The organism is Mycobacterium sp. (assembly GCF_029961025.1).
GTDB lineage: Bacteria > Actinomycetota > Actinomycetes > Mycobacteriales > Mycobacteriaceae > Mycobacterium.
This window is the reverse complement of sequence record NZ_JASBVP010000011.1, coordinates 220,868-243,974: the sequence shown is the minus strand read 5'-3', so window position 1 is coordinate 243,974 and position 23,107 is coordinate 220,868. Positions and strand designations below refer to the sequence as shown.

The window sequence follows — 23,107 nt, the reverse complement described above, 5'->3', positions numbered from 1 at the left end:
GCCGCAGCGTGGACCGGCGGGCCGCCGCCGCGGCGCGGCGGCCCGGACAGCGATGGCCCGGCCGGCTGCGAAGCTCGGCTCTGTTGGGCCCGGCACCCGGAAGGTCACGCACACGGCACGTGCACGGCCAAACCGTGGCGTTGCGCAAAACATCCGGATCAGCGAACGTATGGCGGTATTCGCCGGAGGGAGTAAGGGAAGCTCAGTGGCGGACGGACGCGTCAACGAAAACGAAAAAGTCAGGCTGCTCGACGGCGCCGAAGTGGTGCTGCGCCGCCTCGACCGCGGTGACACGGCCGCCGTCTTAGAGCTTCACCGGCGGCTCACCGCACGCGAACAATACCTGCGGTTTTTCATCCCCAGCCCGGCCTATCTGGAGACGTTCGCCGCCAAAGTGGTCGAGTGCAATCAGAATCAGTGGGCGCTTGGGGCATTTGAATCCGGACGGCTGATCGGTGTCGCGAACTATGTGGTGTCCGCCGATCCGGGTGTCGCCGAAGTTGCCGTTGCGGTCGCCCACGAAGACCATCTCCGCGGTGTGGCCACTGCCTTGCTCAGAAGCCTGGCGAAGATCGCTCTCGACAACGGGATCCATAGTTTTACCGCCGATGTGCTCGCCGAGAACAGTGCGATGCTGAAAGTCCTCTTCGACGCCGGGTGGCGATATTCAACGCAGCGCGACGGTCCGGTGATCAGCCTGCAGATCGACTTGACGCAGCTGCAGGCGCTCGACCTGTGATGTCGGTAGCCTTTCCGCACTCGGATCCTGACGCGGCCCGCCGTTACGACAGCTGGTTCGACCGGCGGTGGGGCCGCTATGCATGGCGTGTCGAATCGGCTGCGGTGCTGCGCGCGCTGGGACCGGTGTCCGGGCGGCGGATCGCGGACATCGGATGTGGCACCGGACGGCTGGGCGCGCTGCTGGCTTCCCGGGACGCCCAGGTGATCGGGATCGATGTGGATGCGGCGATGCTGGCCGTGGCCGCTCTCCGGCTGCCGGGCCGGTTGGTGCGTGCCGACGCTATGGCCCTGCCGCTACGCGACGCCAGCGTCGACGCCGCGGTGAGCGTTGCCACCCTGGAATTCACCGCCGATCCCGCCCAGGCACTGGCCGAGATGGCCCGCATCACCCGCCCCGGTGGCCGGCTGGTGGCGGCGATGCTCAACCCCACCAGCCCCTGGGGATGGGTCGGCCGCGTGCGTGAGCGCCCCCCATATCGGGCCGGTCGGTTCCTGTCCCGGGATGCCCTGCTGGCTCTCGGCCGTCGATATGGCGCCGCCCAGGTCCGGGGGCTGCTCTATGCCGCCGAACCCCTCCCGCTGCTGAGGTGGTCGGGTCCGCTCACCGAGGCCGTCGGCACCATGCTGCCGCGGTTCGGTGCGGTCCAGCTTCTCGGTGTCCGGCGGGACCGGGACCGCTAACTGGCGGCCGCGGTCACGCGCCCCATTCGCCGGGCACCGGCCCAAAGTGCGTCAGCGGGCCGCCCGAACCCCGGCCGCTGAGCTGATCGCGGTTGCCGGATGGCGGCTGATCCCGGCCATCACGCGGTCGAGAAGGATTGCGAACACGTCACCGTCATCGGCGACTCGGACCAGGTCACGGCGCCGAAGGAAGTTGCCGAGACGTTGGTCCAGTGACGACCTGAGATACCCCTCGCTGGCATAATCCGAATGCAGGAACTGCCATGCCAGCGCATCAATGTCGGCGTCGGTCAGCAACGGTGAATCGCCGCCGGCAGTGTGCATGTCGTGTCTCCCCTCGCTCGCGGTCTTCGAGCTGGCTGCGGTGATGTGCTGTCTGCGGTGTCACCCATCATCGGGGTGGTGCACTCGTGGCGGATAGGGCCGGAAGTCACCACGAACATGGCCGCACGTCACACCTGGAGCGCGAGCGGTGCTGCCAGGGCATTGGTCCCGATGAAAGTGGCCATAGGACCCTTCGCCGGGCCGGCACAGCGCGGCAGACTCGACGATGTGCAGTTGTTTCACGATCGCGCGGAAGCCGGACGCCGGCTGGCCCAACGCCTGACTTGGCTCCGCGGTCAGGATGTCGTCGTGTTGGGTCTGCCCCGCGGCGGGGTGCCGGTGGCCTTCGAGGTCGCCAAAGCGCTCAACGCCCCGCTGGACGTGCTTGTGGTGCGCAAGCTGCGGGTGCCGTTCCAGCCCGAGTTGGCCTTCGGGGCCCTCGCAGAGGGTGCGGTGCGGGTGATCAACGATGCCGTGCTGAAACAGACCGGGCTGACCCCGGAGGAGATCGCCGAGGCGGAAGACGTGCAACGCGCCGCGCTGCAGTGGCAGGTAGAGCTGTATTGCCATGGACGCGAACGTATTCCGCTCGCCGGACGGGTAGCGGTGATCGTGGACGACGGGTTTGTCAGCGGGGTGAGCGCCAGGGCGGCGTGTCAGGCGGTTCGGGAGCAAAACGCGGCGCGGGTGGTGTTTGCCGCCCCGGTGGGCTCGCCCGATGTCGTCGACGTGCTGCGCTCCTGCGCCGACGAAGTGGTGTGCCTGGAGACACCGGCCTACTTTTTCTACGCCGCGGTGGGTCGGGGCTACCACCGGTTCCCCAAGACCTCCGACGACGAGGTGGTTGCGCTGCTCGACCGTGCGCGCGCCGGGTTCCTAGAACCCGCTGCGAACAACACCGCCGATCCGCTGCTGCGCGATGAGGAAGTCCGGGTGACCGCCGGACCGGTCACGGTGGCGGGACACCTCACGGTTCCCGCGCACTCCGCGGGGATCGTCGTGTTCGCCCACGGCAGTGGAAGCAGCCGCCACAGCCCCCGTAACCGGTATGTGGCCGAGGTCTTAAACCGGGCCGGTTTGGCCACCCTGCTCTTCGATCTGCTGACCCCCGACGAGGAGCGAAACCGCGCCAACGTCTTCGATATCTCCTTGCTGGCTCGTCGGTTGGTTGATGTCACCGGGTGGCTGGCGAGCCAGCCCGACACCGCGGCGCTGCCGGTCGGCTACTTCGGCGCGAGCACCGGGGCGGGTGCGGCGCTGGTTGCGGCCGCCGATCCCCGGGTGCAGGTGGCGGCGGTGGTGTCCCGCGGCGGCCGACCCGATTTGGCGGGCGCGGCGTTGGCCAGGGTGCGGGCGCCGACGCTGCTCATCGTGGGCGGTCGCGACGAACTGGTGCTGGAGCTCAACCGGCGGGCGCAGGCCGAGATGCCGAGCGAAAGCCGGCTGACGGTAGTGCCCGGAGCCACCCACCTTTTCGAAGAACCGGGCACGCTCGAGCAGGTTGCCACGCTGGCCCGCGACTGGTTCCTCGCCCACCTGCGCACACCGGTCGCCCGCGCCTAGCGTCACGGTGAAAAGCGGTGGCGGGCAATATGTCAGGGCATCGCAGCATACCACATACGGCGGATCTGCGGATTGAGGCATGGGCACCCACCCGTGACGGGTGTGTCAGGGAGGCGGTGCTGGGCGTGGTGGAGAGCTTCCTGGACACCTCGGGCGCTCGCCCGCAGCGCATCCGCGAGCGCCGGCTGAGCTGCGACGGTGATGAGGACCTGCTGGTCGGCGTGCTTGACGAGATGATCTATCTTTTGGACATTGATGGTGAGGCGCCGGTTGATGTCACGCTGAACAACGCGGACGGGGACGTCAATGTCTCGTTTGCGATGGTCGACGCGAGCGCGCTGCCGCAGATAGGCGCGGTGCCCAAGGCGGTGTCGCTCAACGAGTTGCGCTTTACTCACGGTCAGGCAGGCTGGCGTTGCGCGGTGACGCTTGATGTGTGATTGAGGCGAACCATGAGGATCATCGAGGAAACCCCTTACCGATTCCGGATCGAGCAAGAAGGGGCAATGCGGGTGCCCGGAATCGTGTATGCGTCCAAATCGCTGCTTCCCGACGAACCCGGGGATATGGCGTTGAGCCAGGTCGCCAACGTGGCGACACTGCCGGGGATTGTGCGTGCGTCGTACGCGATGCCGGATGTGCACTGGGGGTACGGGTTTCCGATCGGTGGGGTGGCCGCCACCGACGTCGACGCCGACGGGGTCATCTCGCCCGGCGGCGTCGGTTTCGACATCTCTTGCGGGGTACGGCTTTTAGTGAGCGATGTAGACCGTGATCGGCTGCAACCGAAGATGAAAGCGGTGATGGATCACCTCGACATCGCGATCCCGCGCGGGGTGGGCACCAAGGGTGTGTGGCGGCTGCCCAACCGCGCCATGTTGGAAAAGGTGCTCACCGGTGGCGCCCGCTTCGCGGTGGAGCAGGGGCACGGCGTGGCTCGTGACCTGGAGCGCTGCGAAGACGGTGGCATGTTGGCGGGGGCCGATGCGGCGGCGCTCAGCGACCGGGCGGTCGAACGCGGGCTCGGGCAGATCGGCAGCCTGGGCTCCGGCAACCACTTTTTGGAGGTGCAGGCCGTGGACCGTGTCTATGACACCGCGGCCGCCTCGCAGATGGGGTTATCAGAGGGCACGGTGTGCGTGATGATTCACACCGGCTCGCGGGGGCTGGGCCATCAGGTCTGCACCGATCACGTGCATCGGATGGAAGAGGCGATGGGCCGCTACGGAATTCAGGTACCCGATCGCCAATTGGCGTGCGTGCCCGTCGCTTCCCCTGAGGGCCAGGCGTATTTGGCGGCAATGGCGGCGGCGGCCAACTACGGGCGTGCCAACCGCCAGCTGCTCGCCGAGGCCGCCCGCCGGGTCTTCGAGGAGCACACCGGTGCGTCGCTGGAGTTGCTCTATGACGTCTCGCACAACCTGGCCAAGATCGAAGACCATCCCGTCGACGGCCGGGTACGGACCGTGTGCGTACACCGCAAAGGCGCGACGCGGTCACTGCCGCCGCACCACCCCGATGTGCCGGCGGAGTTGGCCGCGGTCGGCCAGCCGGTGCTGATCCCGGGCACCATGGGCACCGCGTCGTATGTGCTGGTGGGTGTGCCCGACAACCCGGCATTCTTTTCCACCGCCCACGGTGCCGGTCGGGTGTTGAGCCGCCATCAGGCCGCCCGCCACACCAATGCCGACGCGCTATCCAAAGGTCTCGAGGAAGCCGGTATCCTGGTGCGCGGCATATCCCGCAGGGGGCTCGCCGAGGAAAAGCCCGAGGCGTATAAGGACATTGACGCTGTCATCGAAACCAGCGGCCGTGCCGGGCTGGCCCGCAAGGTCGCCCGCCTCGTTCCCCTCGGCGTGGTGAAAGGCTAAGCTCAGCACCCCGATGGTCGTTTGTTCGCCGGGCGCACCGGGGCCCAGGGCCCAGGGTGGTGCGGCGGGAAAACCATTGCGAGCCAAACCCGTTTACTTAGCCGGTGGTGGGGAGCTGCGCACACGCGGTCTGCAGGTGAGGACTTTCGGCCCTACCCGGTTGGGGTGACGGTAAGTCACACTTATGTGCCACTTCGTAAGTGATGGGTTGAGGAGAAAGTGGGGCTGCCAGGTGGTGTCCGCAGTCGAGCCCTCGGCGGCTCAATACTTCCCCGACGTCGCCGTCTTCTCCGATGGCCGAATCTCGGCAGCGGAAGCCCAACATGTGGCACACGCGGTGGGCCGGGTGCTGGAGCATCGGGGGATCTCCGGGGGTGCTCGAGTGCGGCTGACCACCGCGGACCGTGCCGATGGGCCGATGCTGGTGCAGGTGAATCTGCGGGTGCGGGACACCCCGGCGCGGGTGCAGGCGCTCACGGCCGGCCCGGATGATCTGTCGCCGGCGCTGGTGCGGCTGGATCGCCAGATCGTGCGGGTGTGGGGGCCATGGCGGCCGCGGCCCTGGCCCGATCGGACCCGCCGGATCCTGACCGCGTCCGCCGACGCGCTGGTCACCCGTCGCAAAGCCTTTGTGCTGCAGCGCGAGACACCGTTACAGGCGCTGGCGGTGATGGACGCGATGGACTACGACGCGCACCTGTTCACCGACGTCGAATCCGGAGAGGAGGCGGTGGTGTATCGGGCCGGGCCGTCAGGGCTGCGGCTAGCCCGCCAGCGGCGAATGTATCCGCCGGGGTGGTCGTGGTCGCCGGCCGCCTGCAACCCGCCGGTGCCCCTGATCGTGAACTCGTCACCGACACCGGCCCTCAGCGAGACCGCCGCGGTGGAGCGGGTGCGCGACGGCCTGCGGTTCCTGTTTTTCACCGACCCGCAGACCGGTCGCGGCCGGCTGCTGTATCCACGCTACGACGGCAACCTCGGGCTGATCACGCCGGTCGACGACGCCGACACGGTGGGGGACACAGGGGAAAATGCCGCAAAGTGACCATCGGCCGGATGGCGAGAGCCTCGATACGACACCGCGCCGGGTGGTTGAACTCGACCGCGGCGAGGCGATGCGGCTGTTGGCCAGTGTCGATCACGGGCGGGTGGTGTTCACCCAGCACGCGCTGCCGGCGATCCGCCCGGTGAACCACCTCGTCGACGCCGGACGGGTGATCATCCGTACCCGGCTGACCGCTCGGCTCTCCACCGCGGTGCGAGCCGGCGACGATACCGGGACGGTGGTGGCCTACGAGGCCGACGACCTCGACCCGCGGCGGCGCACGGGCTGGAGCGTGGTGGTGACCGGGCTGGCGAGCACCATCACCGACCCTGAGCAGGTCGCCCGCTACGAGCGGCTGCTGCAGCCATGGGTGCACCCGGCGGACACCGTGATCGCAATCGAACCCGAGATCATCACCGGCATCCGCATCCTCGGCGCCCCCGCGAAATGCGACGCCGGGAAATGATCGCGGCAGTCGTCATCCCAATCCAGGGATCCGTCGGCGGCGATGTTGAGCTCGGAGCCGTGCAGCACCGCGATGCGGTAGCGCGGGTGAGCTGCCGCGGGTTGCCGGTTCCCAGGCTGAATTTTGAGCGATGGCTGCCGAAGAGCGCGCGTCTGCCGTTCTCGCGCTGGTAAGCGGCCTCGTCGCCGAGGTTCACCCGCGCGCCACGCCGCCGGTGGCGTTGGACACCGCGTTCGACGACCTGGGCATCGGCAGCCTGGAACTGGCGGAGCTGTTGCTGCGGATCCAGGACGAATTCGGGGTGGCGCTGCCCCCGCATATCCTGGCCAGCGCGGAGACGCCGCGTGACCTGGTGCAGGCCATCGGCCGCGGTCGCCCGCCCGCAGGCGAGGGCGTCGGCATGGTCGCAGCGCCAATAACCTCCCCGGGCGTTTGGGCTCCCGGCGAGGCAGCCACCCTGAACGACGCGATCGACTGGCACGTGCGAACTACCCCGGACCGAACCCACATCCGCATCCTCGACGAGGGGGGCGGCCCCGATGACATCACCTATGCGGCGCTGCACCGGGAGGCGATTGCCGCGGCGGCCGGGCTGCTGGCACACGACATCATGCCCGGCGAGACGGTCGCCATCATGTTGCCCACCAGCCGGTCGTACTTCATCACCTTCACCGCCGTGCTCCTCGCCGGCGCCGTACCGGTTCCTGTCTACCCGCCGACCCGGCGTGCCCAGCCGGCGGAACACCTGCACCGCACCGCCGGCATCCTCGCCAACGCCCGCGCCGCACTGCTCATCACCGTGCCCGAAGCCGTGGCGCTCGGCCACCTGCTGCGCTCCAACGTCGAGAGCCTGCGTCACGTCCTCGTCCCCGAATCCCTCACCGGCGCAGCCGGGGGTGCTCTTCCCCGGCCGCGATCCGACGACCTGGCGCTGGTGCAGTACACCTCGGGCAGCACCGGTCAGCCCAAGGGGGTGGCGCTCACCCACGGCAACCTAATGGCCAACATCAACCTAATGGCCAACATCCGGGCATTGGGCCAGGCCGCGGCCGTGTCACAGACGGACAGCTTCGCCAGTTGGCTGCCGCTGTATCACGACATGGGCCTGATCGGCGCCTGGCTTGCACCTCTTTATTTCGTTTATTTCGGCGTCCCGCTGGTGGTGATGAGTCCCCAGGCTTTCCTGATCCGCCCGTCGCGATGGCTCCGGGCCATCCACGACAACCGGGCCACCATGTCGGCCGCCCCGAACTTCGCCTACGAGCTGTGCCTGGCCAAGGTTCGCGACGCCGAGCTGGAAGGACTGGACCTGAGCTCGTGGCGGTTGGCTTTCAACGGCGCCGAGCCGGTCAGCGCTGCGACGGTCGAGCGGTTCGTCGAACGCTTCGCCCCCTGTGGGTTCCGGCGGGAGGCGATGACGCCGGTGTACGGGCTGGCCGAGTCCTCGGTCGGGCTGGCTTTCCCGCCGTTGGGCCGGGGTCCGCTCATCGACCGAATCGGCCGCGACGCATTCGTGCGTTCCGGGCGCGCCCGGCCGGTGAAACCGGGCGAGCACGACGAGCTTCGTTTCGTCGCCTGCGGCCAACCGCTGCCGGGCCATGAGATCCGGATTGTCGACGCCGCCGGCAATGAGCTGGGTGATCGCCGTGAAGGCCGCATCGCGTTCCGGGGTCCCTCGGCGACCGCCGGCTACTTCAACAACGCCCCGGCCACCCGTTCGCTGTTTCACGACGGCTGGCTGGACACGTTGCGCTCCGAAATCGTCGCGACGACGGTGGACCTGCTGGGGGTGCCTCCCGACGACGTGGTCCTGGCCCCGCCGCGCACCGTCCCGAAAACCTCGAGCGGCAAGATTCGGCGGGCCGCCAGCCGGCAGATCTCCGAGGCAGGAAAGATCGGTGCCCGGCGGCGGGCACTGTGGTGGGAATTGGCCCGCTTTCGCCCGCACGGCTCGGTGCCGTCGGTGCGCCGCGCCGGTCGGGCGGCAGCCGCCGTCGGGTTCGCGGTCTACGCGTGGACGGTGTACGCGGTCCTGGGATTGACGGTGGTGGCCCTGCTGGCGCTGATACCCGCGCAGCGGTGGCCGTGGCGGGTGGCTTCCGGGGCGGTCCGGCTACTGGCCCGCCTCACCGGCACCGCGGTCACCGGGCACGATCTTGACCGGCTTTCGCGCAGGCCTTCGATCGCTGTGGCCAACCATCCCAGCTGGATCGACCCGTTCGCGTTCGCCACCGTGCTGCCCCCTCGTTCCACTTTGTTGCCGGCGAGGTCTTTCGGCGTCAAGTGCTGAGCGGGTTCGTGCTCTGGCGGCTCGGTAGTCAGTTCGTCGAACGCTACGAGCGCGAAGTCGGCGTCGCCGACACCCACCGGCTCTCCACTGGTATCAAGTTTGGCCGCCCCGCGGTGGCCATCGCCGAATCGCATGCTCAGTCAGCCGGGTTCGCTTTCAGCACCTTAGCGATGCGCTCGCCTAGGTCAGTCAGATTGAGCCAGATGGAGAATTCCCATAGTGTTGGATCATCGTAGTGTCGTACGAAGCGGTCGTATACACGCTCCATGACCGCATCAATCGGTAGATTCCATGCCGAAAACTTCTCACCCGGGCCGGGCAGGTCCCCGACTTCCATGAGCCCGTCTGCCACAAGCGATCGGATTGTCTGCAAAGCCAAATCTTGCTGACCCGGGAGCGTTTCGGCGAGACTGTCGCGCGTAATTAACGATTGGACCTGTGCCAGTGGCACCCAGTCGTAGAGTCCACTAATAAGCAACTCCGTGCGCAGCCGATCTTGTGCGGCCATCGCAGTCTGGTACTCGGTTGAGCGGGCCTCATCGGGTTGAGTCATCATTCTCCATACCTCGCAGTAGCCTAAGCGTAGCGAGCTGCGAGCTTTTACGCTGTTACACAACTAGAAGACGCCGTCGAGTTTCAGCCTGCACCCAATCGAGCAGCCGGTGGTGCAATCTTTCGACCTAAGCCGAAGTTGCGACGGTTCTGATCGGGGATTAGCCGTTTGAGCTGACATTTTGGGCATGGACCTGGCCTGAAGATGTAGTCACGAATTTAGGTGTGTGTTGTTCGGAGTATTCTGGTGTGAAGCGTTTACACTTGTGGCTATGCCGCGTAGCCCGATGAAGGCCCACGTAGTCAGAGTGAGGAAGACTCACGTGGATAAGCAGGGCAGCGAACGGATCTATGAGTCGGTGCTGCTGCGCCGCACCTACCGTGATGGGCCCAAGGTGCGTAACGAGACGGTGGCCAATCTGTCGACGCTGCCCCAGGCGGCGATCGCCGCGCTGGAGGCGACGTTGAAGGGGCATACCCTGGTGCCCGCCGACGATGAATTCACGGTGACGCGGGCGCTGCCGCACGGGCATGTGGCCGCCGTGGCGGCGATGGCCCGCCAGCTTGGCTTGCCGGCGCTTTTGGGACCGCCCTGCCGGTCCCGCGATCTCGTGCTGGGATTGATCATCTCCCGGGTGATTCACCCGGGCTCTAAGCTGGCGACGCTGTCGCGCTGGGCTGACACCACGCTGGGAGCCGACCTGGCCATTGCCGGCGCATCCACCGACGAGGTGTATGCCGCGATGGACTGGCTGCTGGCCCGCCAAGACGTGATCGAAAAAAAGCTTGTCGCCAAACACCTTGGTCGCGATGTGAACCCGTCGCGTATGGCGTTGTTTGACCTGACCAGCTCGTGGGTGACCGGGCGCTGCTGCGAGTTGGCCGCCCGCGGGTATTCCCGCGACCGCAAAAAGGGACTTCCCCAGATCACCTACGGGGTGCTTACCGATGCGGCCGGGCGTCCGGTGGCGGTGCGGGTGTTTCCCGGCGACACCGCCGACCCGCTCGCCTTCACCGAGATCGTCGACGTCATCCGAACCAGGTTTGGGCTGACCCAGCTGGTGCTGATCGGTGATCGCGGGATGATCACCCGCGCGCGCATCGAGGCGATCAAAAAACTCAACGACACCGGCGCCGGGTTCGGGTGGATCACCGCGCTGCGCGCCCCGGCGATCGCCAAACTCGCCGCCGACGACGGGCCGCTGCAGATGAGCCTGTTCGACATCCAAGACCTCGCCGAGATCACCCACCCCGACTACCCGGGCGAGCGGCTGATCGCCTGCCGCAACCCCGCCCTGGCCGCCGAGCGCGCCCGCAAACGCGCCGAACTGTTGGCCGCGACCCAGGCGCTGCTGGCCCGTATCGCCGAGCGGGTCGATCGTGGAACCCTCACCGGCGCGGCCCGCATCGGAGAAGCCGTCGGGAAAGTCATCAATCAATACAAGGTGGGCAAGCATTTTCGCTACCAGATCACCGACACCGGCTTCACCTACGGGCGCGATGAGGCCGCCATCGCCGCCGAAGCCGCCCTCGATGGCATCTACGTGCTGCGCACTTGCGTGCCCGCCACCGACCTCGACGCCCCCGCCGTGGTGCAAAGCTACAAGAACCTCGCCCACCTCGAACGCGACTTCCGCAGCATCAAAACCGACGACCTCGACCTGCGGCCCATCCACCACCGGCTGTCCGACCGTGTCAAAGCCCACGTGCTGATCTGCCTGCTGGCCTGCTATCTGACCTGGCACTTGCGTAAAACCTGGGCACCGCTGACCTACACCGACGAACACCCACCAGCTCGCGACAACCCCGTCGCGCCCGCCCAACGCTCACCAGCCGCGAAAGCCAAAGCCTCCCGCCAACAAACCCCCCACAGCACCCCGCGGAGCTTTCGCGCCCTGCTCGACCACCTGGGCACCCTGACCCGCAACCGAATCCGCTACCACCACACCAACATCGAAATCGACACACTCACCCAGCCAACACCCGAACAACGCCGCGCCTTCGACCTCATCGGGGTCACCATACCCCTCACCATCGCCGCGTAGTCAGACCCAACCCACCAAAAACCACCAAATCCCCAGCCCAAAGCCCAGATCAGCCACCCAAACAGGCGCAACTTCGGCCTAAGCGACAAGACACCGAGAATGGGGGGCGTCGGCAACCGACTTAAGGCACGTCGATGCTGGCGAGGAAGGCCCGCTGAACACCGTTGCTGAGCTGGGCAATGTCGTCGATCAGCGTCGCGCGGCAGCTCGCGTCGATGAACAGGCTGTGCTGTATCAGGCGACCTTCGCCGGAGACGTTGGAGCCAGCGACATAGGTGCTGTACTGAGCCCAGACACGCTGGCCCGCAGCGCTGAAATAGCCGCTGCACCGTACCGCCGTCACTCTAGGTATGAGCGATGCGGCCGGGGCTGACGTCGTGATGTCGTCGGCGTCAAGGTCGCGCAATGTGCAATCGGCGTTGTCCCACACGGCTTCTTCTGGCGATTCGCCGGTGAACCCAAAAACGTTGATGGTGTCACACCCGTCCCAGCGGCCGTCGGGCCGCTGGCCGCACACCGCAATCCGCGATGGCGCAATACCCGCACCGTCCACGCGAGCGATCCGCCATCCCGGCGGCAGGCTTAATCGTTGTAGCGGGTTGGGCAGCTGCTCGGGGGCAAGCTGAACCAAGTCATCGACATAGTCCGCGACCACATTGATCACAGATGAGGCGCTCGCTAGCCGACGCTGTTCGGCCACAAGATCATCGCTGTTCAGGGACATGATTACTTTAACCCTTCACCCAGTCTGCCCAAGGCGGCCAGTCCACCCAAAACGAACGCACCCACGATTCCAAGGAATCCGCGCTGCTGTTCCGGGGTAGGCGGGGGCATGTCGGGCGCGTGGACCTGCGGCAGGTGCAGGATGACTAGCGGGCCATGCTGTGGCGGCGGAATAGCCTCGCCAGGGGTATCCATTGGAGCAAACAGGGGAGGCTCGCCGGGGTGGACATCGAAACCGGGCGGCGACGGATTCTGTAACCACGGCGGAAGCGGCGGGTGGTCAAGAACGCTCGGCGGTACCGCCACAGGCGGATGGTTGGCTTCTGTTGGGGGAACTGCGGTGACTGGAGGATGAGCCAGCACCGGCGGTAAATTGGGCGGCGCGCTGATCACCGATGCCGATCCTGGGCCGGCTGAGGCTGGGATGTCCGGCACTCCTCCCCTAGGGTTGACGTGCACTTTCACGTAGCCATCCTTGCCTGGGAGGCGGACGTCCAGCACGGGCTGGTTGGTCGAACGCGCGGCGCCGCGTCGACCGACACCGGAACCATCAGGCAAGTCCTTCCACTCGCCTTTTGCGGGGTCACCATATCGGTTTGGGTTGTCTACCCCGTTCTGTGTCATCCAGTTCCACAGATTGTCGAGATCCTGCTGCGAGCGGACCTCTCTCACTTCAGGACTATCGCCTACGGGCAGTTTGTCGAGCACGCGGCGAATATCGTCACCGCTGGGTCCTGGCGGTGGCTTCGGAGCCGGGTCTTGTTTCCAGTGGTGGTCGACGGGTTGGGCCTGGGTGTGGTGGTTGTCGCCGGCGCTGGTGTCAGCGGTGTTTGGCTCTTCGAAGGTCAGTGTGCCCCAGCCGCTGGTGGCCTGTTTGAGCTGGCTGTTAAGCCACTGCTCGTTGCTGACCAGCCCGGCGACGCGGTGGCGGATGTAATCCGAGTGCGCGGCGCCGATCCCCAGACGCTGCTGGTAGTCGGCGCGGGTGGCGCACCGGCGGGTGTCGGTGACGCTGTAGTCCTCCTGGACCACAAAACCGTCGCGCTCGGCGTCATCAACCGCGTCCAAGACCGCCCGCCGGCCGGCCTCGAGCATGTCTTGGCCGTTGCGGGCGATGACCGCGGCATCGGCGACGCTCCACAAAAACGGGCGCGCCCGAAACACATCCGTCTCGGCCTGGGTGATCGCGGCGTCGGCGGCCTCACCCTCCCACTCCACACCCCCGGGGGCGCGCACCTCCCGGGCCAGCCGCTGCAGCGTTTCCTCCACGCCGGCGATGCGCTCACACCAGTCGGCGAAGCGCTGCAGATAGTCGAACTGCGAGGTGCACAGCTGCGACAGCGTCGGCCAGCCCCCCGGCAGCGCCGCCATCAGCTCACCAGCCCACTTAACATGCCCGCGTTGTGCTCATCGGCCCGGGTGTAGCGACCGCCCGCGGCCCGATACCCTCCGCCGCGCGCGCTCACCCGCCGCGCGATCTCCACGAGGTTTTTCCCGGCCACGCCCGCGGCGAGGCTGACCGTCGTGGCGCATGACTGCCACGACGACACAGCGCTACAGCACGCCACCCCGTCGGCGACGGAGAGGATCTCGGCGCTGACCGTCTCGCACGCGCCGCCTAGCTGATGCAACCCCGAGGCGAGCACCCTCAGGGCATTCCCGCCTCCCGCTGCGCCGCCCGGCATGGGGTGATCGTAGCCCACCATCACCACCAGCCACCGTCCACCATCCGCCCAGACCAGATCAGATCCCTCCCCACGGCCCTCATCTCCCGCCACACACCCTCAACCCAACCTTCCAAACCCCACACCACACCCTCTCAGCTTCTGGCACATTGACACAGGGTGTGCAACCCTGGTGGTGGCCGCGCCGGCGGCGCGGCCACCACTCTTGACCGGGCTGGGGTGGCGGCGAGCTGGCTGGTGGGTTCGCTGACGGCGCGGTCGTCAGCCGCTGCTGCCCGGGTTGGTGGCGGTCGACTACCAGCATGAGACGAGCCGCTGCGGGGATCCGCACCTGCACACCCATGTCATCGTGCCGAACCGCCAGCCCCGCGCCGACGGGGTGCTGGTGTCGATCGACTCGAAATCCCTGCACCATGAGGCCAAGGCCGCCGGGATCATCTATCAGGCGGTGCTGCGCCACGAGTTGCACAGCGAGCGCGGCTTCGAGTGGCTGCCGGTTGATGAGTTCTCCGGCATGGCTGAGATCACCGGGGTGCGTAAAAGCTGTATCCACGCGTGGTCGCGTCGATCCACGCGGCTGCGTGAATGGGCGCGCGACAACCTGGTGCTCATTGATGGACGGCCCAGCGCGGCGCAGCTGGCCGCGGCGCAGAAAGCCACGCGCCCACCCAAGCCGGAGTCGAAAGCCTGGCGGGAACTGCAGCAGGAGTGGCGCGCCGACCCGCGCGGGTTGCGCCTGGACCGCGAATCGCACCTGGCGGCGCGGCGCGCTCGCCGCGCCGCGCCGCGCATCCTGGCCGACCGCGCGGCGCTGGCGCGCGCCGCGGCGCGCATCGACAAGGCCGTGTTAACCCGCGCGGATCTGGTGGAGCTGGTCGGCGCGCAGCTGCCGGTGGACGCGGCCGGGGATCCGCGGCTGCTCATCGAGCAGGCGGTGGACGCGGTGAGCCTGCGGGTCAGCGCTCCCTGGCAAGCCCACCATCGCGAAGGACATGAGCGCTACACCGTGGATGCGATCATCGCTGAGGAAATCCGCGTCCTGCAGATGGTTGATGCGCGCGACAACCGCAGCCGAGTCGATGTGCGCGACGAGGACCTGGATGATCTCTCCCCCGATCAGGGTGACACGGTGTATGCGATCGCGCACTCCCCGTTTTTGGTGCAGCCGCTGCAGGCGCCGGCCGGCGCGGGCAAAACGCATTCCCTGCGCGCGCTGCGCGCCGGGGCGCGCCGCGCCAACAAAGAGGTTCTGGTGATCGCCCCCACCGGGAAAGCCGTTGACGAGGCGATGCGTGAGCAGGCCGGGGATCGGGGCCTGACCGTCGCCAAAGCGTTGGCGTTGATCGCCGACGATGAGCTGCGGGTCAGCCCGCGCACCCTCATGGTTGTCGACGAGGCCTCCATGGTGGGCACCGCGGAGCTGAAGAAACTGTTGTCTTGCGCGGTCGCCGGCCACGCCAAGATCATGCTGGTTTGTGATCCATACCAGTTGGCGCCGGTGAAAGCCCGCGGCGGCATGTTCGAGCAGTTGTGCGAGGAGCTTCCCTGGAGTCAGCGGCTCACCGAAGTCTGGCGGCTGCGGGATCCCGCCGAGCGGGACGCGTCTTTAGCGCTGCGCCCACGGCAACCGGTTGCGCAAAGCTGTCGGCTGGTATCGCACCAATACGATCGGGTGGCGTGCAGCCCGGAACGTCAGGCTGTCGTGGAAGTTGCCTGCGCGCTCGAGGGCCTTGCCGACGCGTACGCGATCGCGGTTGCCGGCCGTGATCAGCGCACCGCCAACTATCGTCGGTGCATCAAAACCGCGCTCGGCTTTTTGGTTCGCGCCCAGCGGATAACCCACTGCACCGAGCGGGAGCGGGGCGGATTCCCAAGCGCTCTCGGCGCCCGTGACCAGCGCATCGACGTCACCGGACACGTGGCCAGCGGGTTTATCAAGTGCGTCGAGCACGGGATCGGCGAGCCGGGGTAGATCCCACTCGTGTTCACCATCGATGGCGCACGAATGTCGGGCAGCGGCACCATTGTTCGCTATGCGGTGGCACTGGCGGCGCTGAGCGGACAACCCGTCCGGATCGTCAACGCCAGGCAGCGGCGGCGGGTTCCGGGTCTGCGGCCTCAGCACGTGACGGCTGTGCGTGCCTGCGCGCAGCTGTGTGGAGCCACCATCAACGGTGTTGAAGTCGGTAGCCGCACAATCGACTTCGTCCCCGGATCGAATATCCATGGCGGGAGCTTCGAATGGGACATCGGAACGGCGGGCTCGGCAACCATGCTGGCGTTGGGTGTGCTGCCGGTGGCGTGCTTCGCCGACGCGCCCGTGCGGGCGCGGATCACCGGCGGGTTGTTCCAAGACTTCGCCCCCTCAGCGTTTCACTTGCATCGGGTGCTTGGCCCGCTGCTGGGTTTGATGGGGGTTGAGGTGTCATTGGACGTCATCCGTCCCGGATATGTGCCCGGCGGAGCGGGGGTCATCGAGCTGAACGTGGTGCCCGGGCCCCGGGGTCTCGACGCGTTGGTGCTCGATACCGCCGGTCGGGTCGCTGAGGTGCACGGCATCGCCTTGTCGAGCCACCTGGCCCGGCAACGGGTCAGCGATCGGATGGCGGTGGCGTGTGAGGCGCGGCTGCGGGACGCGGGCATGGCCTGCGCCATCGAGCGGGTGAACGACGACACCGCGGTGCATCCGGGCGCGTGCCTGGCGATTTGGACAAAAAGCAGCGCCGGGGGCTGGTTAGGTGCCGACCGGGCGGGGAAGCCCGGCCGATCTTCGGAGCAGATCGGCCGTTTCGTCGCGTCGACGTTCCTTGAGGACCTGCGCAGCGGGGCGACGGTGGATCGCCATGCCGCGGACCAGCTCGTGCTGTTTTGTGCGTTGGCCCACGGAACATCGGGCTACCTCGTGCCGAGCATCACTGAGCACCTGCAGAGCAACATCTGGCTCGTGGCACAATTCGGGGCACGTGCAATGGTGAACGCCAAACGGGTGCAGATTCATGGACTAGGACTGACCCGGTGAAACGCGCACCGCGGCACGGGTCGTTGCAGTGATCGACGCTGGGGCACTTCGTATTTCAAACCCGCTAGGCGCCCTCGTAGCGAGCTGCGGCCAAATGCTCGCTGAGATGCCCGAACACCGCGTCCGGGGCTTCTTCGGCCAGAAAATGTCCGGCGCTGACGCTGGCCCCGGTGGCGTTGGGGAAGTGTCTCCGCCACCGTTGCAGCGGGTCGCATTTGGCCCCGACTACCCCGTTGGCTCCCCACAGCACCAGCGCCGGGATATCCAGAGTGCGGTTCAGGTCGGCGCGATCGTGGTCCAAGTCCTCCCCGGCGGCGCTGCGGTAGTCGGCGCACCAGGCCGCGACGACCTCCGGACGCTGGGCAGCACGCTCGTACTCCCGCAGCGCGGCGGGGTCGAACACCTCGAGCGAACCGGAGAGCCCGCGCAGGGTGTGGTGCAGAAAGTAGATCGGGTCGTTGCCGATCAACCGCTCCGGCAGCCCGTCCGGCTGCGCCAAAAAGGCCCAATGGTAATAACGCCGCACCAGCCAGGCGTCCATCAGCTCCCACATGTCCAGCGTGGGCAAAATGTCAAGCAATGCGATCGAGGCGACCCGATGGGGGTGATCGAAAGCCATCCGGTGCGCGACGCGGGCGCCTCGGTCGTGCCCAACGACATGAAACCGCCCGTGGCCCAAGGCGTCCATCAAAAGGACCACGTCACCGGCCATCGCCCGGAAGGTGAACTCGCCGCTGCCACGCGATGAGCCGTATCCGCGAATGTCGGCCGCCACCACCGTGTTCTTCTCGGCCAGCCGTGGCGCGATCCGGTGCCACATGGCGTGGGTTTGCGGGAAGCCGTGCAACAACAGCATGGGGGCACCTCGGCCGCCGACCCGGGCATGCACCACGCCCTGCCCGACCGGGTGATCCACGGTGTCGAAACCGGTAAAAAGGTCGACCACGATCCCTCCGCGTCTCGCTGACATGCCCGATGCCACCGTGCTTGGCCACCCCACTATCGCAGAACACGAGGCAAAACACGACCTTTGCGACAGCGAAAATCCGCCGCCGGGAACGGGTCACCGGGCCGTGGAGAACGCCTCACCGCGGCCAACCGGGACCCGCTGGTGCCGAGTGGATCGTCAATGACACCATGGGGGGATGACGAGCATTCCTCCCGCGGGGTCGATCCCCGTCTCCACCATCACCGGCGACCCGGTGATCCGCGTCGCCGCCGGCGCTACCGTTGCCGACGTCGCCAAGGCGCTCGTCTCCGGTGAGGTCGGGGCGGTGGTGGTGGGCGAGGGCGAGCGGCCCACCGCGCTGGTAAGCGAGCGTGACATTGTTCGGCTGGTGGCCGCGGGGAAGGATCCGGCGTCAGTCCCGGCCCTCGACATCGCCAGCACCGACCTGGTGTGGTGTGACGCCGAGGCCACGGTCGACGAGGTGGCGGTCCGCATGATGGACCGCTACATCCGCCACATCCTGATAGAGCGCGACGGTGCTCTGGTCGGTATCGTCTCGGCCCGCGACCTGTTGGGGGTCTACAGTGCCGAAGCCGACCTGGGTTTCGGCTCAACCTGAAGCGCGGCGCACCGGGCCGGCCGGCGCGACCTGCACTCGGTCTCCAGGCCCACTGAGGACCAAAGCCTCTCGCGCCGGCGTCCGCGAGGCCTGATGCTAGGAACACGCAGGTGGCGCGACTAGATCGGTGAGGAGGCGTGGCGCCGTGGACCAATCGTGTCGAAGTAAGCTTCGATGACCGTTCTTCGAATCGTCTCCGGGAGCGCCAATCCCGCGCTTGCGGCCGCGATCGCCAATTACCTCGGCGTCGAATCCGATGGTTGCCGGCTGGCGCGCTATCCCGATGGCGAGTTGCGCCCGACAATTGATAAGGTCTGCGGCGCCGATGTTTACGTCATTCAGTCGACAGCGCCCCCGGTGAATGACCATATTCTCGAGTTATTGCTGCTGCTCGACGCTTGCCGGCGGTCCCGTGCCGCGCGGGTGACCGCCGTCGTCCCGTACTTCGGCTACGCCCGCCAGGATCGCCGCACCACGGCAGGTCAGGCGCTGGGCTCTACCGTGGTGGCCGATGCGATCGCCGCCGCCGGAGCCGATCGGCTCATGGTCGTCGACCCGCACACACCCAGCCTGGAAGCGGTGTCGCGGGTTCCGGTTGAAACGCTCACCGCTGTTCCCGCCCTGTGCGGCGAACTGGCCGGCGAACTGCCAACGCCACCGGTCGTCGTCGCCCCCGATTTAGGAGCGGCCAAACTGGCTGCACGCTATGCGGCGCTTCTGCACGGTCCGGTGGCGATCGTGCGTAAGCAACGCGAAAGCCCAACCACGGTCAGCGCTTTGGACATCGTCGGCGAAGTGCGAGGCCACCCGGTGCTGATCATCGACGACATGATCACCACCGGTGCGACCATCGAAGCCGCGGTCGGGCTGCTGCGGCTGCACGGGGCCGCACCAGATATCGTCGTGGCCGCAACGCACGGGCTGTTGGTGCACGCCGCCGCCAGCCGGCTGCGTGACCTTGACCTGCAGCGCGTCATCGTCACCGACACCGTCGCGCCCAAGGATTGGGGCACAACGATTCGGGTGTGCTCCATAGCGCCGACTCTCGCGAAGGCCATCGCCTGCCTGCACACCGATAAGCCACTGCCCGAGTCAGGCGCCCTCAGCACGGCATCCGGCGGGTAATTCGGCGTGACGGCAACCGATAGGCAACCGGCAGACAGGACCAGGCTGTGGCGTTTTTTCAGGTGGTAGCCCTCGACCTCGATGGCACGCTCACCTCCCGCGGCGAGGTAGCTGTCGAGGCATTGGACGCGGTCGATCACGTTCGACGAAGCGGTCTGGTGGCTGTCCTCGTAACTGGCCGCATCGCAAGGGAATTAGAGGCGGCGTTCCCCCGGGTCGCCGACCATTTCGATGTGCTGGTGCTCGAAAACGGCGCGGTCGCGGTTATCGACGGCAAGGCTCGCGCGCTCTCAGCGCCCGTCGACTCCGCGCTCGATGACGCGCTGGCCATTCGGCGGGTGCCATACCGGCGAGGTGTGGTGCTGCTGGCCGTCGACGGTGACCACGCCGCGGCCGTCGTCGAGGCGATCGGCGAACTGGGGTTGGACTGCCAGATCATCCGCAACCGGGCCGCGCTGATGGTGCTGCCGGCCGGTGTCACGAAAGGCACCGGGCTGGGCGCGGTGCTGGCCGAGCTGAACCGTTCGCCGCACAACACCGTCGCGATCGGCGATGCCGAGAACGACCTGTCGTTATTCGCGATGGCTGAGATCGGCGCCGCGGTGGCTGACGCCGTTCCCTCGGTGCGCGAGCATGCCGATCTGGTCCTCGATGCGCCCGACGGGCTTGGTGTCGCCGGCCTGCTGACCGGCCCTTATCTAAGCGGGGCACGACGTTACTGCCCGCCGCGGCGATGGATCGGCATCGGCACTTTCGATGACGGAACACCCGCGCGGGTGCCGGGAAGCCAGGCCCGGATCCTGGTTAGCGGCCCCACGGGGGCGGGCAAGAGTTACCTCGTCGGGCTCATGGCAGAGGGGTGGATCCTGGCCGGCTACTGCGTTCTTGTCGTCGACCCTGAAGGCGATCACGTGGAATTGCGCGAGCTGAGCCAGGTGCAGTCCGTCGACGCCCGGCACTACCTTCCCGAGCCGGCGGAGTTGCTCGACACGCTGTTGCGTCCCAACAGCAGCATCGTGTTGGATTTGTCGGCGCTCACCGAGCCGGATAAGATCGGCTATCTGCATCGATTGCGATCGATCGCCGAAGCGCATCGCCAACAGCATGGGTTTCCGCACTGGGTGATCTACGACGAGGCCCATCTGCTCGGCACCGACCAGGGAGCCCGGTGGACGCGACGAGGCGGATACGTATTGTCCTCGTTCGCTCCGGCGTCACTGCCGGCCAACGAGATCGACAGCACCGACGTGGTGCTGGAGCTCACCCCTGACGACTCCTCAGGCGGCGTGGCGGCACCGACAAGGCAGCGGGCCACGCTGCGTTTCGGTTCCCAGCCTGCCCGCCGGTTCACCCTGGCGGACCGCCGGACCACACACGTGCGGCACCGCCACAAGTACGCCGACGTGTCCCTGTCCGACGAACGGCGGTTCTACTTTCGTCCGGTGGACGGCCAGCACGTCCCACCGGCGGCGACCATGCATGAGTTCGGCGCCGCGATAAGGCATCTGGATCCGCAAGCGCTTCGCTTCCATTTGGAACGCGGAGATTTCTCCCGCTGGCTGGAAAGCACCATCGCCGACAAGGACTTCGCCGCGCATGTGGCGGCGTGGGAGGATGAGCTGCAGGCACATCAAGCTGCGGAGCTGGAGCGCATCCGGCACCGTCTGGCACAGGCGGTGGCGGAAAGGTATCTGGAACCCCCTCGCCGCTGAAGTATCCGGATGTCCCGCTGATCAGTCGACCCGCCAGGGTATCTCGGAAACCGGTAATCCCTCAAATAACGCGTTGGCGTCGCGGCGCCCCAATTCGATGGCGGCCTCAACGAATTGGTGGTCGAAATACAGGTAGCTGACCAGGTCGCCTCGGCGCGGCCCGTCACCCTCGAAACCTCGTGCCAGCAGGCGCAGCTCGCGCTGGCGCAGCCTCGTCGCCCGGCAGCCCGAATAGCGGGAATTAGCGTGCAATACCTCAAGCGCCAACCGGCCCAGCGTTTCCCGGTGCGGCGGGCCGACGAACACGTAGGGGATTTTCCTGCGCAGTCGGCCGGTCGCGGTCACCACCGGCTCATCTTCGGGCAGCAGCGCATTGATTTTCGCCAACGTCCGCAGATCTTCGACCAAACGGTCGGCGAGGGCGATGTTGAGAAGTTCCACGAGAACGTCGTCAACGTCGGGGGCGAGCCCGCCGGGCTGCGGCGTCGTCGTGCTGTCACGCAATGGGCGGGTGGCAACGACAACCAGAGCATCCGCCTCCAGCGCCAGCGCGGGCTTCATGGGTGCGTCAAGCCGCAGCCCGCCGTCGAGATACCAGCCGGCCGCACCCGAGGGCTTGCGGATCCGCACGGCCGGGAACAACACCGGCAGGGCGGCCGAGGCCAGCACGTGTTCGGGTCGCACCGGTGCCTCGATGTAGTCGATCGGCCGCTCATCGTCAGCGGCCGGCACCGGCACCCCGTCGGCGCGCTCGACGAAAACGACGCTGCGATCATCGTCACCGGACGTCGTCACCACGGCCAACGTCAGACCCTTACCGGCAATGTTGTCGCTGAGCTGCCGGCAGTCGATGGCCGCGTGAATTTTGCGTCGCAGCGGTGCCGTGTCCAGCACATGCGTGAACCGCACGCCGGGCAGGCGCAGGATCTGGCCGACGAGGTGCGCGGTCACACCCGGCACGGCCAGCAGCGGTGATCGGCACACCTTCGTGATCGGCATGCTGCGCCATAGCTCGACGACCCGACCGGCCTGCTCGGCCGGTTCGAGATGGGCGAACGCGGTCATCAGTGCGGCATTGAGCGCACCGGCACCAAAGCCGAGATACACCTTGGGTTCGCAGCCGGCCGCCCGCAACCGCGGCACCAGCACCGACAACGCCCCCGCTTCATAGCCGCCGCGTGCCCCGGCCGCCCCGACAACGACCGCGACCCGTTTGCCCTGCCGCGCCGTCATCGTTCGGGGAGGCCGGTGTCGCCGTCGAGGAGCATCGCCCTGCTGAACCCCAGCGCATGAAACAGCGGAACGCAGCATTCGATGACGTGGCGGGCGCGAAACGGCACTTTGTCGAGCAGTCCGCCAACCGGCATCAGCGAATACGGCTCGGAGCGCGCCGCGCCTTTCGGGGTTCCGGTGGTCCCGCTGGTCATGATGACGATCGTGGATTGTGCACGGTGCGCAGGTGGCGGCGCGGTGTCGCCCGTGAGAGTCCCGATCACGACGCCCTTCTCGGGAGTTCGGGAGCCGAGGCGAGTCATCCGGGTCCGATCATCGGCCCACATGTCATGCCGGGGTGCGTAATGTCATGGTGTCTTCTGCTCGGGACCGGGTTGCTCCGGTTTGCGTTCTGTGGCTTTCTCCCGGGTACGCAGATACGTCTCCGCTGAAAGCAAGCGCTTAATGACTTCAAGGTAGCGGTT

21 protein-coding genes and 1 pseudogene are annotated in these 23,107 nt (G+C 67.1%); 14 read left to right on the top strand and 8 right to left on the bottom strand.

Going from position 1 to position 23,107, the window contains the following annotated elements:
• The first annotated feature begins 205 nt into the window (after window positions 1-205).
• Both QJR12_RS13960 and QJR12_RS13955 read left to right on the top strand, forming a co-directional pair.
• On the top strand, window positions 206-739 hold the full coding sequence (locus QJR12_RS13960) for a GNAT family N-acetyltransferase (RefSeq protein WP_300583314.1): 534 nt from the start codon (window positions 206-208) through the stop codon (window positions 737-739).
• Window positions 739-1,422: a methyltransferase domain-containing protein gene (locus tag QJR12_RS13955; RefSeq protein WP_300583311.1), complete on the top strand. Its 684-nt coding sequence runs from the start codon at window positions 739-741 to the stop codon at window positions 1,420-1,422. Before QJR12_RS13960 ends, QJR12_RS13955 begins: the two co-directional genes overlap by 1 nt.
• 51 nt (window positions 1,423-1,473) lie before the next feature.
• Here QJR12_RS13955 and QJR12_RS13950 read toward each other — a convergent pair whose 3' ends face one another.
• Window positions 1,474-1,746 carry a hypothetical protein gene (locus QJR12_RS13950; RefSeq protein WP_300583308.1) on the bottom strand — a complete coding sequence of 91 codons (273 nt, stop codon included), beginning with the start codon at window positions 1,744-1,746 and terminating at the stop codon, window positions 1,474-1,476.
• Window positions 1,747-1,974: 228 nt separating this feature from the next.
• Here QJR12_RS13950 and QJR12_RS13945 point away from each other — a divergent pair, with 228 nt between their 5' ends.
• From QJR12_RS13945 to QJR12_RS13920, 6 genes are all read left to right on the top strand, one after another.
• A complete protein-coding gene (locus tag QJR12_RS13945) occupies window positions 1,975-3,309 on the top strand; it encodes an alpha/beta family hydrolase (protein ID WP_300583476.1) in 1,335 nt (444 codons plus the stop codon).
• Between the two features lie 29 nt (window positions 3,310-3,338).
• On the top strand, window positions 3,339-3,749 hold the full coding sequence (locus tag QJR12_RS13940) for an archease (protein WP_300583474.1): 411 nt from the start codon (window positions 3,339-3,341) through the stop codon (window positions 3,747-3,749).
• Between the two features lie 12 nt (window positions 3,750-3,761).
• On the top strand, window positions 3,762-5,180 hold the full coding sequence (locus tag QJR12_RS13935) for an RtcB family protein (protein ID WP_300583306.1): 1,419 nt from the start codon (window positions 3,762-3,764) through the stop codon (window positions 5,178-5,180).
• Between the two features lie 235 nt (window positions 5,181-5,415).
• Complete coding sequence (locus QJR12_RS13930) at window positions 5,416-6,225, top strand: sigma 54 modulation/S30EA ribosomal C-terminal domain-containing protein (protein WP_300583303.1); 810 nt, start codon at window positions 5,416-5,418, stop codon at window positions 6,223-6,225.
• Entirely contained in the window at window positions 6,212-6,691 is a 480-nt protein-coding gene (locus QJR12_RS13925; protein ID WP_300583300.1) for a pyridoxamine 5'-phosphate oxidase family protein, read from the top strand. Before QJR12_RS13930 ends, QJR12_RS13925 begins: the two co-directional genes overlap by 14 nt.
• 130 nt (window positions 6,692-6,821) lie before the next feature.
• Complete coding sequence (locus QJR12_RS13920; protein ID WP_300583298.1) at window positions 6,822-8,981, top strand: AMP-binding protein; 2,160 nt, start codon at window positions 6,822-6,824, stop codon at window positions 8,979-8,981.
• 136 nt (window positions 8,982-9,117) lie between these two features.
• Here QJR12_RS13920 and QJR12_RS13915 read toward each other — a convergent pair whose 3' ends face one another.
• Complete coding sequence (locus QJR12_RS13915; RefSeq protein ID WP_300583295.1) at window positions 9,118-9,537, bottom strand: hypothetical protein; 420 nt, start codon at window positions 9,535-9,537, stop codon at window positions 9,118-9,120.
• A gap of 304 nt (window positions 9,538-9,841) precedes the next feature.
• On the opposite strand from QJR12_RS13915, the gene QJR12_RS13910 reads away from it, so the two are divergent.
• Window positions 9,842-11,578 (top strand): IS1634 family transposase, encoded by a 1,737-nt coding sequence (locus QJR12_RS13910; RefSeq protein WP_300579557.1) that lies wholly within the window; start codon window positions 9,842-9,844, stop codon window positions 11,576-11,578.
• A 121-nt stretch (window positions 11,579-11,699) separates the two neighbouring features.
• Here the strand turns inward: QJR12_RS13910 and QJR12_RS13905 are convergent, their stop codons facing one another.
• Genes QJR12_RS13905 through QJR12_RS13895 form a run of 3 tightly spaced genes read right to left on the bottom strand, consistent with a single transcriptional unit; the run spans window position 11,700 to window position 14,079 of the window.
• Window positions 11,700-12,302, bottom strand: a complete 603-nt coding sequence (locus QJR12_RS13905; RefSeq protein ID WP_300583293.1) for a hypothetical protein — start codon at window positions 12,300-12,302, stop codon at window positions 11,700-11,702.
• 2 nt (window positions 12,303-12,304) lie between these two features.
• On the bottom strand, window positions 12,305-13,672 hold the full coding sequence (locus QJR12_RS13900; RefSeq protein WP_300583290.1) for a hypothetical protein: 1,368 nt from the start codon (window positions 13,670-13,672) through the stop codon (window positions 12,305-12,307).
• On the bottom strand, window positions 13,672-14,079 hold the full coding sequence (locus QJR12_RS13895; RefSeq protein ID WP_300583287.1) for a hypothetical protein: 408 nt from the start codon (window positions 14,077-14,079) through the stop codon (window positions 13,672-13,674). Before QJR12_RS13895 ends, QJR12_RS13900 begins: the two co-directional genes overlap by 1 nt.
• Window positions 14,080-14,257: 178 nt before the next feature.
• On the opposite strand from QJR12_RS13895, the pseudogene mobF reads away from it, so the two are divergent.
• Together mobF and rtcA are read left to right on the top strand one after the other, a co-directional pair.
• Window positions 14,258-15,650 (top strand): annotated as a pseudogene (gene mobF, locus QJR12_RS13890) (MobF family relaxase); the annotation flags it as partial.
• 317 nt (window positions 15,651-15,967) lie between these two features.
• On the top strand, window positions 15,968-17,005 hold the full coding sequence (gene rtcA / locus QJR12_RS13885; protein ID WP_300583284.1) for an RNA 3'-terminal phosphate cyclase: 1,038 nt from the start codon (window positions 15,968-15,970) through the stop codon (window positions 17,003-17,005).
• 64 nt (window positions 17,006-17,069) lie between these two features.
• Here rtcA and QJR12_RS13880 read toward each other — a convergent pair whose 3' ends face one another.
• Entirely contained in the window at window positions 17,070-17,951 is an 882-nt protein-coding gene (locus tag QJR12_RS13880; RefSeq protein ID WP_300583281.1) for an alpha/beta hydrolase, read from the bottom strand.
• Between the two features lie 199 nt (window positions 17,952-18,150).
• Between QJR12_RS13880 and QJR12_RS13875 the strand changes: the two genes are divergently transcribed.
• From QJR12_RS13875 to QJR12_RS13865, 3 genes are all read left to right on the top strand, one after another.
• Entirely contained in the window at window positions 18,151-18,573 is a 423-nt protein-coding gene (locus tag QJR12_RS13875) for a CBS domain-containing protein (protein WP_300583278.1), read from the top strand.
• Between the two features lie 174 nt (window positions 18,574-18,747).
• Window positions 18,748-19,698 carry a ribose-phosphate diphosphokinase gene (gene prs, locus QJR12_RS13870; protein WP_300583276.1) on the top strand — a complete coding sequence of 317 codons (951 nt, stop codon included), beginning with the start codon at window positions 18,748-18,750 and terminating at the stop codon, window positions 19,696-19,698.
• Between the two features lie 47 nt (window positions 19,699-19,745).
• The gene (locus QJR12_RS13865) at window positions 19,746-21,410 is read left to right on the top strand and encodes an HAD hydrolase family protein (protein WP_300583272.1); all 1,665 of its coding nucleotides are present in this window, start codon (window positions 19,746-19,748) and stop codon (window positions 21,408-21,410) included.
• 21 nt (window positions 21,411-21,431) lie between these two features.
• On the opposite strand, the gene QJR12_RS13860 is transcribed toward QJR12_RS13865, so the two are convergent.
• Both QJR12_RS13860 and QJR12_RS13855 read right to left on the bottom strand, forming a co-directional pair.
• A complete protein-coding gene (locus QJR12_RS13860; RefSeq protein WP_300583269.1) occupies window positions 21,432-22,643 on the bottom strand; it encodes a patatin-like phospholipase family protein in 1,212 nt (403 codons plus the stop codon).
• The gene (locus QJR12_RS13855; protein ID WP_300583266.1) at window positions 22,640-22,945 is read right to left on the bottom strand and encodes an AMP-binding protein; all 306 of its coding nucleotides are present in this window, start codon (window positions 22,943-22,945) and stop codon (window positions 22,640-22,642) included. The genes QJR12_RS13860 and QJR12_RS13855 overlap by 4 nt, the downstream gene beginning before the upstream one ends.
• Window positions 22,946-23,107: the final 162 nt, after the last annotated feature.